The sequence below is a fragment of the Bradyrhizobium sp. UFLA05-108 genome, assembly GCF_059803455.1.
In genome coordinates, this window is the sequence record NZ_JBANAZ010000041.1 from 50,155 (window position 1) to 66,683 (window position 16,529).

The window sequence follows — 16,529 nt, forward strand, 5'->3', positions numbered from 1 at the left end:
CAGCGGTCAGTTCGAGCAGGCCCTCGGCCGCCACGCCCGAATCGTGCAGCGCCTCGAGCTCACGCCCTACGGCCGCACGCTATACGAATTCGAAAGACTTGCGAGCTGAACCGGCATGCCGCTGCACCTCCAGGAAAAATCCAATCTGCTGCGCGCGTTGCTGACTGCGACCATCCTGTCGACCTTACCGCTGCTCGACTTCTACGCCGCGAACATGGCCGAGCTGGCGAGCCCCTGGCGGGTGCTGCACTACGCCGCCGGCACGCTGGCCGCCGCTGCAATCCTCGCGACGGGCCTTGCGCTGTTGCTGCGGAAGATTCCGCTGTGGCGGATCCTGCTTGCGACCGGGCTGATGGTCTTCATGTTCTTCGCCTATGATGTCAACCTGATCCAGCACGAGCTGAAGGCCCATCTCGGCGACTGGGCGCCCGCGGCCTGGACCGCGGTGGCGATCGGCACCGGCGCCCTCGCGCTGCGCTTGCTGCGCGAGACTGTGGCCATCACGATCTGCCTTGTCGTATCGCTCGCATTTTCGGCGCCGGCGCTTGCCCGCATCGCGACGATCCTGACGCGGGAGCACCGCGCCCAGGCGCACACCGCTGATAGTAGCGAGCCGGCGGCGGCCAGGTTCAGGATCTCGCCCAATATCTATTGGATCGTGCTGGACGGCTATCCACGGGAGGATGTCCTCAAGGAGGAGTTCGCGTTCGACAACGGCGACTTTATCCGGTCGTTGGCCGCGCTCGATTTCGTCGTGCTCGGCAAGAGCCGCTCCAATTTCCCTTCCACCGTCAACTCGATCTCCAGCACGCTCAATTCCGACTACACCGTCACGGGTGAAGGCGATGCGCTCGAGCCGCTTGCGGTGGAGACGATGCAAGCCATAGTGCGCGGCAAGAGCCGGACGGTGTCTCGCCTCACAACGGCCGGATACAACTATGTCCACTTCGAGAACGGCTACGACTACCTGACCGAATGCGCACCTGACGCGCCGAAATGCGTCCGCGGCAATCTCGGGCTCGACGAGCTCGACATCGCCATCCTGTCCAACACGCCGATCGTCGATCTCATCCTCGAACACCAGCAATCGGCGCCATTCGCCTGGGGCGGCGTGAACGACCTGACCGCGAAACTCGACGCCGTCCGCGCGACGCCGTCACCCTTCTTTCTATATGCGCATGTGCTGGCGCCACATCCGCCGATCCGCTTCACGGCAGACTGCGGCTTTCGCGCCGGCGATCCCGACCTCCAGCACTGGATTCCGACGAAACGTCCGGCCTTCATCGATCAGCTTCGCTGCACCAATTCGCAGACGCTGACGTTGTTGCAGAAGATCGTCCAGTCCGATTCCGACGCGCTGATCATCCTCCAGTCGGACCATGGCACCGCGTTCCGCGGCCAGCTCAAGCGGCCGCCGACCGACTGGTCCGATGCCGACCTGCATGAAAGATTCGGCGCATTGAACGCGATGCGACTGCCTGCGCAATGCCGCGCGGCGGCAGCCGACGACCTCACGCTCGTCGATACATTTCCGCTGGTGTTCTCCTGCCTTGCCGGCAGCACGTTCGAGCGGCATTCTCCGCGATTTTTTGTAACGCCGTATGACGACAACGCGGATTTCGGCCGCGCCGTCGAATATCCGTCCGAACGAGTGAGATGAACGGTGGATAGCGTGGGCAGCCGCGGACATGCGGCGATGTTCGGTGCGGCTTTACCTCTTGCGCAGCTCGCGCGGTTCGGTCAATCGTACCGGCGGATCCAGGAGGGACATTATGAGCGCACACGAAAGCATGGAGCACGCGGAGCATGCCGAGCACGCATCCGGCGAGAACAAGAAGATCGCCCTTCTGATCGCGGTGCTGGCGCTGTTCCTTGCGATCTCGGAGACGCTCGGCAAGGGTGCGCAGACCGAGGCGATCAGCAAGAATGTCGAGGCCGCCAATCTCTGGGCGTTCTTCCAGGCCAAGAGCATCCGCCGCACCGTGGTGCAGACCGCGGCCGAGCAGGGCAAGCTCACGCTGGGCACGGCGTCCGACGACGCCAACAAGGCGGCTATCCAGAAGCAGATCGAGGACTGGCAGAAGACCGCGGCGCGCTATCGCTCCGAGCCGGAGACCGGCGAGGGCACCGAGCAGCTTGCCGAGAAGGCCAAGCACGCCGAGCACGAGCGTGACGAGGCGACGGCAAAGTACCACCACTTCGAGCTGGCCTCGGCCGCCTTCCAGATCGGCATCGTGCTGGCCTCCGCCACCATCATCACCGGCATCATTGCGCTCGCCTATGTCGGCGGCATCCTGACGCTCGCCGGCATGGTGATGACCGCGCTCGGCCTGTGGTGGCCGCATCTGTTGCATTTGCACGGGTAAAGGGGCGGGCGCGAGACGCGTACCACACATACCGCTGGCATGCCCCGGCTTGACCGGGGTATCCGGAGCGGCGCCCCCTCGCCGCTCATCGTCGATGTCTCTGAGATACTGGATTGCCCGCTTTCGCGGACAATGACACCGAGTGCATGGCGGATAGCTACCGCGCCTCGTGCACGCTCTTGCGGAAACGCTGGATCAGGCGGAGCGCCCGGGAGGACCATCCCTCGCCATTGCCGGTGAGGGCATTCTTGATGCGCAGCTTGATCGGCTCGACCAGCGCCGTCGATTTGGCGCGGATCATCATCACGAAATCATAGAGCCGCTCGAACCACGCCATCTCCAGCAGCTTGTCGCGCGTCACGTCGAACACGAAGGCGGTGACGCCGACGCCGAGCAGTTTGGCGAACAGGATCGTGAACACCGCGCTCATCCAGTATTCGTGGGTGAGCAGCCAGAGCCCGACCAGCTTGAGCGGAAACAGCGGGATGATCGGTACGGCGAAGACGATCAGCGTCATCGCCGGCGATAGCGCATCGACTCGTTCGGTCAGCCATTGCTTGAACTGCGCGAGCGGGATCGCGGCGACGACACGCGCCACGATCGGCTCGAGATGATCCCACAGCCAGGCTTCGATCAAAAAGATGATCGCCAGCAGGACCCAGACCGGTTGAAGAAGGCGGCGCAGCATGTCTTTCCCGCCCGATTCGGCTCGGCGCGTCGCCTACATATGGATGGCCCGCTTGCCGACTGCAAGCGCGGCTTCCTTGACGGCCTCGGAGCGGGTCGGATGCGCATGGCAGGTACGGGCGAGGTCTTCCGCGCTGCCCCCAAACTCCATCAGCACACACGCCTCGTGGATCATTTCGCCGGCTTCACGGCCGATAATGTGCACGCCAAGCACGCGATCGGTCTTCGCATCTGCGAGAATTTTCACGAACCCGTCGGTGGTCTGGTTGACCTTGGAGCGGCCGTTGGCGGTAAAGGGAAACTTCCCGACGGTGTAGACCACGCCCGCTTGCCTCAGCTCTTCCTCGGTCTTGCCGACGGAGGATACTTCCGGCGTGGTATACACCACACCTGGGATCACGTCGTAGTTCACGTGACCAGCCTGGCCGGCGAGGATCTCCGCCACCGCAACGCCTTCGTCCTCCGCCTTGTGCGCGAGCATCGGGCCGGCGACGACGTCGCCGATGGCATAGACGCCCTTCAACGTGGTCGCGAAATGGGCATCGATCTGGACGCGGCCGCGATTATCAAGCGCAACGCCGGCTTCCTTCAGCCCGAGACCGTCGGTGTAGGGCACACGGCCGATGCAGACCAGCACGACATCAGCCTCGATGGTCTCGGCCGCACCGCCCGCGGCCGGCTCGATCTTCGCAAGCAATGCCTTGCCGTTGGATTCGACGCCGGTGACCTTCGAGCCCAGCTTGAACGCGAATCCCTGCTTTTCAAGGATGCGTTGAAATTGCCGTGCGACTTCGCCGTCCATGCCCGGCAGGATGCGATCGAGGAATTCGACGACCATGACTTCGGACCCGAGCCTGCGCCACACCGAGCCAAGCTCGAGCCCGATCACGCCGGCGCCGATGACCAGCAACCTGCCCGGCACCTTCTCCAGCGACAGTGCGCCGGTCGACGACACGATGCGCTTCTCGTCGATCTCGATGCCCTTCAGCCGCGCGATGTCCGAGCCGGTGGCGATCACGATGTTCTTGGTCTCGATGACCTGCGACTTGCCGTCCGCGGAGACCTCGACCTTGCCGGTGCCCAGGATCTTGCCGCTGCCCTTGAGCACGTCGACCTTGTTCTTCTTCATCAGGAATTCGACGCCCTTGACGTTGCCGTCAATGCCCTGCTGCTTGAAGTTCATCATCGCCGGAAGCTCGAGCTTCGGCGTCGAGACCGACACGCCCATCTTGGCGAAGGAATGTGCGGCTTCCTCGAACATCTCCGAAGCATGCAGCAGGGCCTTCGATGGCATGCAGCCGATGTTGAGGCAGGTGCCGCCGAGCGTGGGGTTCTTTTCGACCACGGCGACTTTCATGCCGAGCTGGCTCGCGCGCACCGCGCAGACATAACCGCCCGGTCCGGTGCCGATGACGACGAGATCGTAGGTAGCCATGAGAGGAAGTCCCGTAATTTAGCGTGAGAAGACGTGTCAGCGTCCGCCGGACACGTCGAGAATGGCTGAGGTGACGTAGGAGGCATCGTCGGACATCAGCCAGACGATGGCATTGGCGATTTCCTCGGCGGTGCCGACGCGCTTCATCGGCACCATATGGGCCAGACGATGGGCGCGGTCGGGCTCGCCGCCGGCGGCGTGGATTTCGGTATCGATCAGGCCCGGGCGGATGCCCGCGACGCGAATGCCTTCGCCGGCGACCTCGTAGCCGAGGCCGACGGTGAAGGAATCGATCGCGCCCTTGGAGGCGGCATAGTCGACATAGGTGTTCGGCGAGCCGAGCTTGGCAGCGACCGACGACAGGTTGACGATCACGCCGCCCTTGCCGCCATGCTTGGTCGACATGCGTTTGACCGCCTCGCGCGCGCAGAGGATGGAGCCGGTGACGTTGACCGCCATCACACGCTGGATGCGCTCGGCCGACATCTCGTCGACGCGCACCCCGCTCTTGCCGACAATGCCGCCATTGTTGACGAGAGCCCCTAACGTGCCGAACTGGTCGGCGGCCTTGAACAGCGCGAGGATATCGCTTTCCTCGGCAACATCGCACTTCACCGCGATTGCCTTGCCGTTCTTGGCTTCGATCGCGGCTACGACCTCGTCGGCAGCCTGCTTGTTGCTTGCATAGCCGACGACCACGCGAAAGCCGCGCGCCGCCGCTGCCAGCGCAGTGGCGCGGCCGATGCCACGGCTGCCGCCGGTGATGATCGCAACCTTGTCCGTCACGCTCGCCTCCATCCTTGCGCACAGGCCGTCGCCCCTGCAGGCGACGGCACTTTCAAGACTTTGGGTGTCAGAGGTCCAGCACCAGCCGCGCCGGATCTTCCAGGCTCTCCTTGACACGGACCAGGAATGTCACGGCTTCCTTGCCGTCGATCACGCGGTGATCATAGGACAGCGCCAGATACATCATCGGGCGGACCTCGACCTTGCCGCCGATCACCATCGGCCGCTCCTGGATCTTGTGCATGCCGAGGATGCCGGACTGCGGCGCGTTCAGGATCGGCGTCGACATCAGCGAGCCATAGATGCCGCCATTGGTGATGGTGAAGGTGCCGCCCTGCATCTCCTCGATCTTGAGCTGGCCGTCACGCGCGCGGCGACCGAAATCGGCAATGCCCTTCTCGATGTCGGCGATCGACTTCTGATCGCAGTCGCGGACAACGGGAACGACAAGTCCCTTGTCGGTGCCGACCGCGACGCCGATGTGATAGTAGTTCTTGTAGATCAGGTCGGTGCCGTCGATCTCGGCGTTGACCGCCGGGATGTCCTTCAGCGCCTGCACCACCGCCTTGGTGAAGAAGCCCATGAAGCCGAGCTTGGAGCCGTGCTTCTTCTCGAACACGTCCTTGTAGTGCGCGCGCAGCGCCATGACGTTGGTCATGTCGACCTCGTTGAAGGTCGTCAGCATCGCAGCCGTGTTCTGCACGTCCTTGAGGCGCCGCGCGATGGTCTGGCGCAGGCGGGTCATCTTGACGCGTTCCTCTCGCGCGGCGTCGTCGGCGGGCGACGGCGCACGGACCTGCACGGCAGCGGCCGGCTGGTTGACCGGGGTCGGCGCGGAGGCGGCGCGCTCGATCGCGGCGAGCATGTCGCCCTTGGTGACGCGACCGTCCTTGCCGGAGCCCGGAACGGTCGAGGCATCAATGCCGGTCTCGGCCGAGAGCTTTCGCACCGACGGGGCGAGCGGCGCATCGGCGGGCGCGGCCTTGGGCGCTGCAGGTGCAGGAGCCGCGGCCGGCGCGGCGGCAGCGGCAGGCTTGGCGGGAGCGGCAGCCGGCTTGGCGGCGCCGGCGCCACCCGTGATCTGTCCGAGCAGCGCACCCACCGCAACGGTCGCACCGTCAGCAGCGATGATCTCGCTGAGCGTGCCGGCCGAGGGCGCGGGCACTTCGATGGTGACCTTGTCGGTCTCGAGCTCCACCAAGGGCTCGTCGACGGCGACGGGATCGCCGGCCTTCTTGAACCAGCGCCCGATGGTGGCTTCGGTGACGGATTCGCCGAGCGTCGGCACACGAATTTCAGTCATGGTCTTTTCCTTAAGGAGATCGCTTGTGCGGTCATGAATTGGGATGTCACCGTCGCGCGAATGCGAGCGACCCACTACGCCGCAACCCTCGTCAGAACGAACGTCGCGGAGCACTGGATACCCCGCTCTCGCGGGGCATGACGCAGTCCAAAATTGTTTAGCTCAACGCTTCGTCGAGGAACGCCTTGAGCTGCGCCTGGTGCTTCGACATCAAGCCGGTCGCGGTCGCGGCGGAGGCGGCGCGGCCGACATAGCGCGGACGCCGGCTTACGCCGTTCACCTGGTTGAGCACCCATTCGAGATAGGGCTCGATGAAGTGCCACGCACCCATGTTGCGCGGCTCCTCCTGGCACCAGATCACCTCGGCCTTCTTGAAGCGAGCGAGCTCCTGAACCAGCGCCTTCAGCGGCACCGGATAGAGCTGCTCGACACGCATCAGGTAGATGTCGTCGATGCCACGCTTCTCGCGCTCCTCGTAGAGGTCGTAATAGACCTTGCCCGAGCACAGCACGAGGCGGCGGATCTTCTCGTCCGGCACCAGCTTGGTGGCCTCGCTCGGCTGCATCTGGGCGTCATCATAGAGGATGCGGTGGAACGTCGTGCCCTTGGCGAGCTCGTCGAGCCGCGACACCGCACGCTTGTGCCGCAACAGCGACTTCGGCGTCATCAGGATCAGCGGCTTGCGGATCTCGCGATGGAGCTGGCGGCGCAAAACGTGGAAGTAGTTCGCCGGCGTGGTCGGATAGACCACCTGCATGTTGTCTTCCGCGCACATCTGCAGGTAGCGCTCGAGGCGCGCCGAGGAGTGCTCGGGTCCCTGGCCCTCATAGCCATGCGGCAGCAGACAGACGAGGCCCGACATGCGCAGCCATTTGCGCTCGCCGGAGGAGATGAACTGGTCGAACAGCACCTGCGCGCCGTTGGCGAAATCGCCGAACTGGGCTTCCCACAGCGCCAGCGCATTCGGCTCGGCCAGCGAGTAGCCGTATTCGAAGCCGAGCACGGCTTCTTCCGACAGCAGCGAGTTGATGACCTCGTAATGACCCTGCTCGACGCCGAGATGGTTGAACGGCGTGTAGCGGCTCTCGTCCTCCTGGTCGATCAGCACCGAATGGCGCTGCGAGAAGGTGCCGCGCTCGCAGTCCTGGCCGGACAGGCGGACATGACGACCTTCCTCCAGCAGCGAGCAGAACGCCAGCGCCTCGCCGGTCGCCCAGTCGATACCGACGCCGTTGTCGATGGCCTTGGCGCGGTTATCGAGGAAGCGCTGGATGGTGCGGTGAACGCGAAAACCGTCCGGCACCTTGGTGATCTTGCGGCCGATGTCCTTCAGCGTGGCGGTCTCGACGCCGGTGACGCCGCGCCGCGCATCCTCTTCCTGGTCGGCGATCTTGAAGCCCGCCCACTTGCCGTCGAGCCAGTCGGCCTTGTTCGGCTTGTAGCTGGTGCCGGCCTCGAACTCGGCATCGAGCCGGGCGCGCCAGTCGGCTTTCAGCTTGTCGACCTCACCCTCGGTGACCACGCCTTCGGCGATCAGGCGCTTGGCGTAGAGCGTGAGGGTCGAGGGATGGGCCGCGATCCGCTTGTACATGACCGGCTGGGTGAAGGCCGGCTCGTCGCCCTCATTGTGGCCGTAGCGGCGATAACACCACATGTCGATGACGACAGGCTTGTGGAACTTCTGCCGGAATTCGGTCGCGACCTTGGCCGCGAACACCACGGCTTCCGGATCGTCGCCGTTGACGTGGAAGATCGGCGCGTCGATCATCTTCGCGACGTCGGACGGGTAAGGCGACGAACGCGAATAGCGCGGATAGGTGGTGAAGCCGATCTGGTTGTTGACGATGAAGTGCACCGAGCCACCGGTACGATAGCCCTTCAGATCAGACAGGCCAAAGCATTCCGCCACCACGCCCTGGCCGGCGAACGCCGCGTCGCCATGCATCAACAGCGGCATCACCGAGATGCGCATGTCCGGCGGATCGCCATGCTGGTCCTGCTTGGCGCGCACCTTGCCGAGCACCACGGGATCGACGATCTCGAGATGCGAGGGGTTGGCGGTGAGTGACAGATGGATGCGGTTGCCGTCGAACTCGCGGTCCGAGGACGCGCCGAGGTGATACTTGACGTCGCCGGAGCCTTCGACTGCGTCGGGATTGGCCGAGCCACCCTTGAACTCATGAAACAGCGCGCGGTGGGCCTTGCCCATGACCTGGGTCAGCACGTTGAGGCGGCCGCGATGCGGCATGCCGACGACGATCTCCTTCACGCCGAGATTGCCGCCGCGCTTGATGATCTGCTCGAGTGCAGGGATCAGCGACTCGCTGCCGTCGAGACCAAATCGCTTGGTGCCGGTGAACTTGGTATCGCAGAACTTCTCGAAGCCTTCGGCTTCGACCAGCTTCGTGAGGATGGCGCGGCGGCCTTCGGGAGTAAAGGAGATCTCCTTGTCCGGCCCCTCGATGCGCTCCTGGATCCAGGCCTTTTGCGCGGCATTGCTGATGTGCATGAACTCGACGCCGAGCGTCTGGCAGTAGGTGCGCTCGCAGATCGCGACGATCTCGCGCAGATTGCCGTATTCGAGGCCAAGCACGTGATCGAGGAATATCCTGCGGTCGAAATCGGCCTCGCTGAAACCGTAGGTGCGCGGGTCGAGCTCCTCGCGGTTGCGCTGCGCCTCGATGCCGAGCGGATCGAGCTTGGCATGGAAATGGCCGCGCATGCGGTAGGCGCGGATCAGCATCAAGGCGCGGACCGAATCGCGGGTAGCCTGGAGCACGTCGGCCGAGGAGAGATCGGCCCCCTTGGCCTGCGCCTTGGCGGCGATCTTGGCGCCAACCGTCTTCTCGACCTGGGCCCAGTTGCCGTCGAGCGCCGAGGTCAGATCGTCCTGGGGCGTGACCGGCCAGTTGTCCCGGGCCCAGGACGGCCCTTCCGCATTCTTGCGGACGTCGGCCGGCTGGTCCTTCAGGCTCTGGAAGAATTCCTGCCACTCGACGTCAACCGAGGCGGGGTCTTGCTCGTAGCGGGCGTAGATTTCGTCGATGTAGGTGGCGTTGGTGCCCTGCAAAAAAGATGAGAGGGCAAAGGCTGCGTTCGCGTCCTGGCGAGACATACTTGAGTTCCTGGCGATTTCGGTTCGCGCAAATGAAAACGGCGCTGACCCCGATCCTCCGGCAGCGGATCGGCGTATCAGGCACCGTTTACCCTATCTGTTGCGAACTTTCGCCCGGAAAAGCACCAAGAACTGAATTAGCTTTTCAACTTTTCGGCAAGGGTATGTCCGAGCCGTGCGGGGGACGGAGAGACAGTAATCCCGGCCGATTTCATTGCTTCGGTCTTGGAACCGGCGTCGCCCTTGCCGCCCGAGATGATCGCGCCGGCGTGGCCCATGCGGCGACCCGGAGGTGCGGTAACACCAGCGATGAACCCGACCATCGGCTTCTTGCGACCGCGCTTGGCCTCGTCTTTGAGGAACTGGGCGGCGTCCTCCTCGGCGGAACCGCCGATCTCGCCGATCATGATGATCGACTCGGTCTTGGGGTCGGCCAGCAGCATTTCCAGGACGTCGATGAACTCGGTGCCCTTGACCGGGTCGCCGCCAATGCCGACCGCGGTGGTTTGGCCGAGGCCTTCCTGCGAGGTCTGGAACACGGCTTCATAGGTCAGGGTGCCGGAGCGGGAGACGATGCCCACGCTGCCGGTCTTGAAGATATTGGCGGGCATGATGCCGATCTTGCATTCGCCGGCAGTCATGACGCCCGGGCAGTTCGGCCCGATCAGGCGCGACTTGGAGCCGACGAGCGAGCGCTTCACGCGCACCATGTCAATCACCGGAATGCCCTCGGTGATGCAGACGATCAGCGGGATCTCGGCATCGATGGCCTCGCAGATCGCGTCCGCTGCGCCCGGCGGCGGCACGTAGATCACCGACGCGTCGGCGCCGGTCTTCTCGCGCGCCTCGCGCACGGTGTCGAACACCGGCAGGCCCAGATGCGTCGCGCCGCCTTTGCCGGGCGAGGTGCCGCCGACCATCTTGGTGCCGTAGGCAATCGCGGCCTCGGAATGGAAGGTGCCGTTCTTGCCGGTGAAGCCCTGGCAGATGACCTTGGTGTTCTTGTCGATCAGGATGGACATGAGGTCTGCTTTCGCGAACTAACTTTAGTGGATGCGACGATAGACGCCGGTGAGCACGTCGGCCCAGCCTTCCGCGTCCGGCGAGAACTGGATCTTCAACGAGTAGGAATTGTCGTCGATGATCTCGTAGACGTGGCGCGCATTGCCGCGCAGCGAGCCGCGCACCAGCGTCAGGGTCTTGCCGACCCAGCCGCCGGAGGCGGGCGAGGGCGGCGTGTAGCCGAGCGAGTCGTACCAGAACAATTTGTAGGTCCGGTCGTCGCGGTCGTAGGTGAAGATGCCGTGGGTGGCAAAGATCTCCTTGCCATCGCGCATCTGGACACCGTCCTGGATCAGATAGAAGCCGTTGAGATCCATGCGCGCCACCGTGCGCGAGGTCGCCGGCCCGCCGGCATTCCAGCGCGACGGGTAGACCATCTCCTCGCCATCCCATTCACCGGCGAACGCAGCGAGACGCGCGTGTTCCGGCAGCGGAGATGATTGAGCGAGATGATCCTGGGGCATGGCCTAGCCTCCCTTGACGGCCTTCACGATCTTCTGCGCGGCGTCATCGAGATTGTCGGCCGGCACGACGTTCAGGCCTGATTCACGGATGATCTTCTTGCCGAGCTCGACATTGGTACCTTCGAGGCGGACCACCAGCGGGACGCTGAGGCCGACTTCGCGCACCGCAGCCGTGACGCCTTCGGCGATCACGTCACACTTCATGATACCACCGAAGATGTTGACCAGAATGCCCTTCACGTTCGGGTCGGCGGTGATGATCTTGAAGGCGGCGGCGACCTTTTCCTTGCTGGCGCTGCCGCCGACGTCGAGGAAGTTGGCCGGCGCCATGCCGTAGAGCTTGATGATGTCCATCGTCGCCATGGCAAGGCCGGCGCCGTTGACCATGCAGCCGATATTGCCGTCGAGCGTGACGTAGTTGAGATCGTATTTCGAGGCCTCGATCTCCTTGGCGTCCTCTTCGGTCTCGTCGCGCAGCGCCACCACTTCGGGATGACGGAACAGCGCGTTGTCGTCGAAGGAGACCTTGGCGTCGAGCACGCGAAGCTGGCCCTGCTTGGTCACGACCAGCGGGTTGATCTCCAGCATCGACATGTCCTTGGCGACGAAGGCGGCAAAGAGCTGCGCGGTGAGCTTTTCCGCCTGCTTGGCGAGATCGCCGGACAGGTTCAGCGCCTTGGCGACGGTGCGGCCGTGATGGCCCATGATGCCGGTCGCCGGATCGACCGAGAAGGTGACGATCTTCTCGGGCGTGTTGTGCGCGACGTCCTCAATGTTGACGCCGCCTTCGGTCGACACCACGAAGGAGACCCGCGAGGTCTCGCGGTCGACCAGGATCGAGAGGTAGAATTCCTTGTCGATGTCGGAGCCGTCCTCGATGTAGAGGCGGTTGACCTGCTTGCCGGCGGGGCCGGTCTGCACGGTCACGAGCGTGGCGCCGAGCATCTGCTTGGCGAACTCGGCAACTTCACCTGCCGACTTGGCGATGCGGACGCCGCCCTTGTCGCCGGCCGAAGCCTCCTTGAACTTGCCCTTGCCGCGGCCGCCGGCATGGATCTGGCTCTTCACCACCCAGACCGGGCCCGGGAGAGCTTTCGCCGCCGCCTCCGCGTCAGCCGCCTTCAGGACCGGAACGCCCTTGGAGATCGGCACGCCGAACTCATTCAAAAGCGCTTTGGCCTGGTACTCATGGATATTCATCTGGTCGCTCCCTGAACCCGCGCGTGGTGACCTCGGGGGTTCACCTCTACTTGCCGTCTGGCATACCATATACCAGCACGACTGCAACCCGGAATCTTCTGGACTCTGGACTGCCGGACCCGGGAACCGCCCGAACGGGGCCCCGGACATGAAAGCGCCGAGGATCGGGTCCGATCCTCGGCGAGATTTTTTCCGATCAGCGGCCCAGAAGGTCGGGCGCGATCTTCTTGCAGGCGTCGACCAGGCCGGACACCGCGCCGACCGACTTGTCGAAGGCCTCGCGGTCCTTGCCGGCGAGCTCGATCTCGACGACGCGCTCGACGCCCTTGGCGCCGATGACGACGGGCACGCCGACATACATGTCCTTCACGCTGTATTCGCCGTTGAGATACGCGGCACAGGGCAGCACGCGCTTCTTGTCCTTCAGATAGCTCTCGGCCATCGCGATCGCGGAAGCCGCCGGCGCATAGAAGGCCGAGCCGGTCTTCAGCAGGTTGACGATCTCGGCGCCGCCGTTGCGGGTGCGATCGACGATCTCGTCGAGGCGCGCCTGCGAGGTCCAGCCTATCTTGACGAGGTCGGGCAGCGGAATGCCGGCGACGGTGGAGTACTTCACAAGCGGCACCATGGTGTCGCCGTGGCCGCCGAGCACGAAGGCGGTGACGTCCTCGACGGAGACGTTGAACTCGTCGGCCAGGAAATAGCGGAAGCGCGCCGAATCCAGCACGCCGGCCATGCCGACGACCTTCTTGTGCGGCAGGCCGGAAGCCTTCTGGAGCGCCCAGACCATCGCGTCGAGCGGGTTGGTGATGCAGATGACGAACGCGTCGGGGGCGTACTTCTTGATGCCGGCACCGACCTGCTCCATGACCTTGAGGTTGATGGAGAGGAGGTCGTCGCGGCTCATGCCGGGCTTGCGCGGCACGCCGGCGGTGACGATGCAGACCTTGGCGTTGTCGAGCGCCTCGTAGGAGTTCGCGCCGGAATAGCGCGCGTCGAAACCGTCGACCGGCGAGGACTGTGCGATGTCGAGCGCCTTGCCCTGCGGCACACCCTCGGCGATGTCGAACATCACCACGTCGCCGAGTTCTTTCAGGCCGATGAGATGAGCCAACGTTCCGCCGATCTGACCGGAGCCAATCAAAGCAATCTTGTCGCGCGCCATGTGAACCTGTCCTTTAGACACGTAAGGAGGGGAAAACTGAGACGGGTGGTTATCCCTTTCGCCTCCCCCGTTCAAGTCGCCGAATGCTCAATTGTCGGGCTTGCCGAGAATCGGGGCGCGCAACGATAACGCCGTCATTCCGGGGCGTCCGCGCCATTGCGCCGGCCAACCCGGAATCCCGAAGTTGTGGTGCGGGACTCCGGGTTCGCGCTGACGCGCCCCCGGGGAATGACGGCGTGGTGAAATAGGACTTAAGTCTCGACCAGGCCCTTGGTGGAGCCGCTGGCGGTGGAATCCTTGCGGCCGTGCGGCTGCGCCAGATAGGATTCCGAGCTCATCTCGATCAGGCGCGAGGACGTCCGCTTGAATTCGTTGGCCTCGTTGCCTTCGTTCGCCAGGTACAGCGACACCGGATCGGCTTCCGCCGAGGCCATCAACTTCACGGCATTGTCATAGAGCGCGTCGATCAACGTGATGAAGCGCTTGGCGGCGTTGCGCTCGGCGACGTCCATCACTGGAATATGGTCGACCAGGATGGTGTGATAGTCGTGCGCGAGCCTTAGGTAGTCGGATGCGCCAAGCGGCTTCTCGCAGAGGTCGGCGAACGAGAACCGCGCCACGCCGTGCGCCGAACACGGCACGTGCAGGATGCGACCCTTGATCGAAATATCGCGCGACTTGCATTTGGCATGGCCGGTCATCTTCGCCCAGGCGCGATCGAGCGCGGCATCGGCGTCGGCATCGGCCGGCACCAGCCACATCTTCACGCCCTGAAGTTTCTCCAGCCGGAAATCGGTGCGCGCATCGAGCCGCAGCACGTCCATGTGATCATTGATCTGCGCGATGAACGGCAGGAACAGCGCGCGGTTGAGTCCGCCCTTGTAGAGATCGTCGGGAGCGACGTTCGACGTTGCAACCACCACCGTGCCGAGCTCGAACAGTTTTGCGAACAGCCGGCCCAGGATCATCGCATCCGCGATGTCGGTGACGTGGAATTCGTCAAAGCAGAGCAGCCAGCTCTCCTCGAAGATCGCGTTCGCCGTCAGCGCGATGACATCTCCATCGGCGATCTCGCCGCGCGCGATGTTCTGGCGATAGCCGTAGATGCGCTCATGCACCTCGGCCATGAATTCGTGGAAATGCGCGCGGCGCTTGTGCGCGACGGCGGAGTGCTGAAAGAACAGGTCCATCAGCATCGTCTTGCCACGCCCGACCTCGCCATGGATGTAGAGCCCGCGGGGCGCATCGTCCTTGTCGCCGTTTTTGAAGAGACGGCCGAACAGGCCCTGCTTGCGCTGCGGCTTGTAGTTCGCAAGCCGCTGGTCCAGCGCCGCATAGGCCTCTACGACTTCGGCCTGGGCAGCATCCGGCTCGATCGCGCCAGAGGAGACCAGCGCCTGGTATTCGCTTCGGAACGATGAATTGGGGGTGGAGAGCATGGCCCCTTACCGCCAGAGACCGGCCGAAAATGCAAGCCGAGAATTGGTGCCAGGGGGTATGCGCTGGTGGGGTTACGGCGCCGTTAAGGCGCCGTATTCTGGAATGCCAGCGTCAACGGAGGCTTCCGGCGGCGTCGACGGCCTACGCGCACAGGTCGTAGGAATCCTCGACGATGTACGGCCCGCCGCCGGTGGATGCGCGCGAGGAGAACAGCACGAAACGTTCGGCCGTGAACACCTTGCTCGGGAAATAACCGCGCAGCGAGAGATAGTCCGCGACGTCCTGGTCCGAGGCATCGTGCAGCCGCGCCAGCGTGACGTGCGGGATGAATTTGCGCCCCTCCGGATCGAGGCCGATGCGCTGCATCATCCGCTCCAGCTCGGCCTGCAATTCCATCAGCGGCTTGCTCGGCGCGATGGTTGCGACCACCGCGCGCGGCTTGCGGCCGCCGAAGCTCGTGAGCCCCTGCACCTTCACCTCGAACGGCTTGCGGTCGACGCGAAACAGCATCGAGGCGATCTCGTTGGCGGAAATGCCGTCGATGTCGCCGATGAAGCGCAAGGTGACGTGATAATTTTCGGGATCGATCCAGCGGGCGCCGGGAAGGCCGCCCCGCAAGTTGGAAAGCGTCTGACCGACCTCGGCCGGGATTTCCAGACCAGTAAACAAGCGTGGCATCGTTGAGCACTCCCGATGCTTGGACATGCGCCTTGAAAAGGACCATATCCAAATTAGAGCCGGTGACGAATCACCGGTAACCTGATTCCTATCGCAGTTATGTGACTCTGCGAAGCAGTGCGCGGGCTACCCCGGGAAAACCCTGGGAATTAGGGTTAGTATTGCCTGCTTTTCAACGCCGTTGCCCGCTTATCGTGCCGAGGAATGCCTCGACGGTAGGCATCATGTTCTTGACGATGATGTCGACGCCCGCAGCGGTGGGATGAATGCCGTCGGCCTGGTTGAGCTTGGCATCGGCCGCGACGCCGTCGAGGAAGAACGGATAGAGCGGCACCTCGAATTTCTTCGCCAGATCCGGATAAATCGAATTGAAGCGCGCGGCATAGTCGGCCCCGTAGTTCGGCGGCGCCAGCATGCCGCACAGCATCACCGCGACGCCGCGCGCCTTCAGCCGCGCCACGATGTCGCTGAGCGCTGCGCGCGTAACGTCGGGGTCGAGCCCGCGCAGCGCATCGTTGGCGCCGAGCTCGACGATGACCCCTTCGGTTCCCTCCGGCACCGACCAATCGAGCCGGTCGCGGCCACCGGACGAAGTGTCGCCGGACACCCCGGCATTGATCATATCGACGGCTACACCCTTGTCTTGCAAGGCCTTTTGGAGCTTCATGGGAAATGCGTCCTGGCCCTGCAGGCCGAGGCCGGCGCTCAAGGAATCGCCGAGCACGACGAGCTTGACCGGCGGTTTGGCCTGCGCATCGGCGCTGGCAATCCCCGTCATCAAACCGATCATCAACACGGCTATGTGCATGAACAATCCGTAACGCCTCT

General features: G+C 64.0%; 14 protein-coding genes. 2 read left to right on the plus strand and 12 right to left on the minus strand.

The features are described from left to right. Nucleotides 1-115 precede the first annotated feature (115 nt). Nucleotides 116-1,660, plus strand: coding sequence for a sulfatase-like hydrolase/transferase (locus SO140_RS27275; RefSeq protein WP_449380594.1), 1,545 nt, complete (start codon nt 116-118; stop codon nt 1,658-1,660). A 112-nt stretch (nt 1,661-1,772) separates the two neighbouring features. Then, complete coding sequence (locus tag SO140_RS27280; protein ID WP_449380593.1) at nt 1,773-2,366, plus strand: DUF4337 domain-containing protein; 594 nt, start codon at nt 1,773-1,775, stop codon at nt 2,364-2,366. A 157-nt stretch (nt 2,367-2,523) separates the two neighbouring features. Here SO140_RS27280 and SO140_RS27285 read toward each other — a convergent pair whose 3' ends face one another. The 12 genes from SO140_RS27285 to SO140_RS27340 all read right to left on the minus strand — a co-directional run bounded on the left by SO140_RS27285 (nt 2,524) and on the right by SO140_RS27340 (nt 16,509). Further along, nucleotides 2,524-3,054: a hypothetical protein gene (locus SO140_RS27285; protein ID WP_449380592.1), complete on the minus strand. Its 531-nt coding sequence runs from the start codon at nt 3,052-3,054 to the stop codon at nt 2,524-2,526. A gap of 33 nt (nt 3,055-3,087) precedes the next feature. Then, complete coding sequence (gene lpdA, locus SO140_RS27290) at nt 3,088-4,488, minus strand: dihydrolipoyl dehydrogenase (protein ID WP_498543437.1); 1,401 nt, start codon at nt 4,486-4,488, stop codon at nt 3,088-3,090. A 36-nt stretch (nt 4,489-4,524) separates the two neighbouring features. Beyond that, nucleotides 4,525-5,286: an SDR family oxidoreductase gene (locus tag SO140_RS27295; RefSeq protein ID WP_449380590.1), complete on the minus strand. Its 762-nt coding sequence runs from the start codon at nt 5,284-5,286 to the stop codon at nt 4,525-4,527. Nucleotides 5,287-5,341: 55 nt separating this feature from the next. Next, nucleotides 5,342-6,577, minus strand: coding sequence for a 2-oxoglutarate dehydrogenase complex dihydrolipoyllysine-residue succinyltransferase (gene odhB, locus SO140_RS27300; protein WP_449380589.1), 1,236 nt, complete (start codon nt 6,575-6,577; stop codon nt 5,342-5,344). 157 nt (nt 6,578-6,734) lie between these two features. Next, nucleotides 6,735-9,692, minus strand: coding sequence for a 2-oxoglutarate dehydrogenase E1 component (locus SO140_RS27305; protein ID WP_449380588.1), 2,958 nt, complete (start codon nt 9,690-9,692; stop codon nt 6,735-6,737). Between the two features lie 137 nt (nt 9,693-9,829). Further along, nucleotides 9,830-10,714 (minus strand): succinate--CoA ligase subunit alpha, encoded by an 885-nt coding sequence (sucD, locus tag SO140_RS27310; RefSeq protein WP_449380587.1) that lies wholly within the window; start codon nt 10,712-10,714, stop codon nt 9,830-9,832. 24 nt (nt 10,715-10,738) lie between these two features. After that, entirely contained in the window at nt 10,739-11,218 is a 480-nt protein-coding gene (locus SO140_RS27315; protein WP_449380586.1) for a DUF1579 family protein, read from the minus strand. Nucleotides 11,219-11,221: 3 nt separating this feature from the next. Then, nucleotides 11,222-12,418 carry an ADP-forming succinate--CoA ligase subunit beta gene (sucC, locus tag SO140_RS27320; RefSeq protein ID WP_449380585.1) on the minus strand — a complete coding sequence of 399 codons (1,197 nt, stop codon included), beginning with the start codon at nt 12,416-12,418 and terminating at the stop codon, nt 11,222-11,224. A 196-nt stretch (nt 12,419-12,614) separates the two neighbouring features. Then, complete coding sequence (gene mdh / locus SO140_RS27325) at nt 12,615-13,583, minus strand: malate dehydrogenase (RefSeq protein WP_449380584.1); 969 nt, start codon at nt 13,581-13,583, stop codon at nt 12,615-12,617. Nucleotides 13,584-13,834: 251 nt separating this feature from the next. After that, nucleotides 13,835-15,022 (minus strand): cell division protein ZapE, encoded by a 1,188-nt coding sequence (gene zapE, locus SO140_RS27330; RefSeq protein ID WP_449380583.1) that lies wholly within the window; start codon nt 15,020-15,022, stop codon nt 13,835-13,837. A 142-nt stretch (nt 15,023-15,164) separates the two neighbouring features. Continuing rightward, nucleotides 15,165-15,701, minus strand: a complete 537-nt coding sequence (gene thpR, locus SO140_RS27335) for an RNA 2',3'-cyclic phosphodiesterase (RefSeq protein ID WP_449380582.1) — start codon at nt 15,699-15,701, stop codon at nt 15,165-15,167. A gap of 172 nt (nt 15,702-15,873) precedes the next feature. Then, on the minus strand, nt 15,874-16,509 hold the full coding sequence (locus SO140_RS27340; RefSeq protein ID WP_449380581.1) for an arylesterase: 636 nt from the start codon (nt 16,507-16,509) through the stop codon (nt 15,874-15,876). Between the last annotated feature and the right edge of the window lie 20 nt (nt 16,510-16,529).

Bases quoted from the DNA above. Each gene is read 5' to 3' on its own strand.
- SO140_RS27275 (WP_449380594.1), top strand. From the start codon at position 116: ATGCCGCTGCACCTCCAGGAAAAATCCAATCTGCTGCGCGCGTTGCTG.
- SO140_RS27280 (WP_449380593.1), top strand. From the start codon at position 1,773: ATGAGCGCACACGAAAGCATGGAGCACGCGGAGCATGCCGAGCACGCA.
- SO140_RS27285 (WP_449380592.1), bottom strand. From the start codon at position 3,054: ATGCTGCGCCGCCTTCTTCAACCGGTCTGGGTCCTGCTGGCGATCATC.
- lpdA (WP_498543437.1), bottom strand. From the start codon at position 4,488: ATGGCTACCTACGATCTCGTCGTCATCGGCACCGGACCGGGCGGTTAT.
- SO140_RS27295 (WP_449380590.1), bottom strand. From the start codon at position 5,286: ATGGAGGCGAGCGTGACGGACAAGGTTGCGATCATCACCGGCGGCAGC.
- odhB (WP_449380589.1), bottom strand. From the start codon at position 6,577: ATGACTGAAATTCGTGTGCCGACGCTCGGCGAATCCGTCACCGAAGCC.
- SO140_RS27305 (WP_449380588.1), bottom strand. From the start codon at position 9,692: ATGTCTCGCCAGGACGCGAACGCAGCCTTTGCCCTCTCATCTTTTTTG.
- sucD (WP_449380587.1), bottom strand. From the start codon at position 10,714: ATGTCCATCCTGATCGACAAGAACACCAAGGTCATCTGCCAGGGCTTC.
- SO140_RS27315 (WP_449380586.1), bottom strand. From the start codon at position 11,218: ATGCCCCAGGATCATCTCGCTCAATCATCTCCGCTGCCGGAACACGCG.
- sucC (WP_449380585.1), bottom strand. From the start codon at position 12,418: ATGAATATCCATGAGTACCAGGCCAAAGCGCTTTTGAATGAGTTCGGC.
- mdh (WP_449380584.1), bottom strand. From the start codon at position 13,583: ATGGCGCGCGACAAGATTGCTTTGATTGGCTCCGGTCAGATCGGCGGA.
- zapE (WP_449380583.1), bottom strand. From the start codon at position 15,022: ATGCTCTCCACCCCCAATTCATCGTTCCGAAGCGAATACCAGGCGCTG.
- thpR (WP_449380582.1), bottom strand. From the start codon at position 15,701: ATGCCACGCTTGTTTACTGGTCTGGAAATCCCGGCCGAGGTCGGTCAG.
- SO140_RS27340 (WP_449380581.1), bottom strand. From the start codon at position 16,509: ATGCACATAGCCGTGTTGATGATCGGTTTGATGACGGGGATTGCCAGC.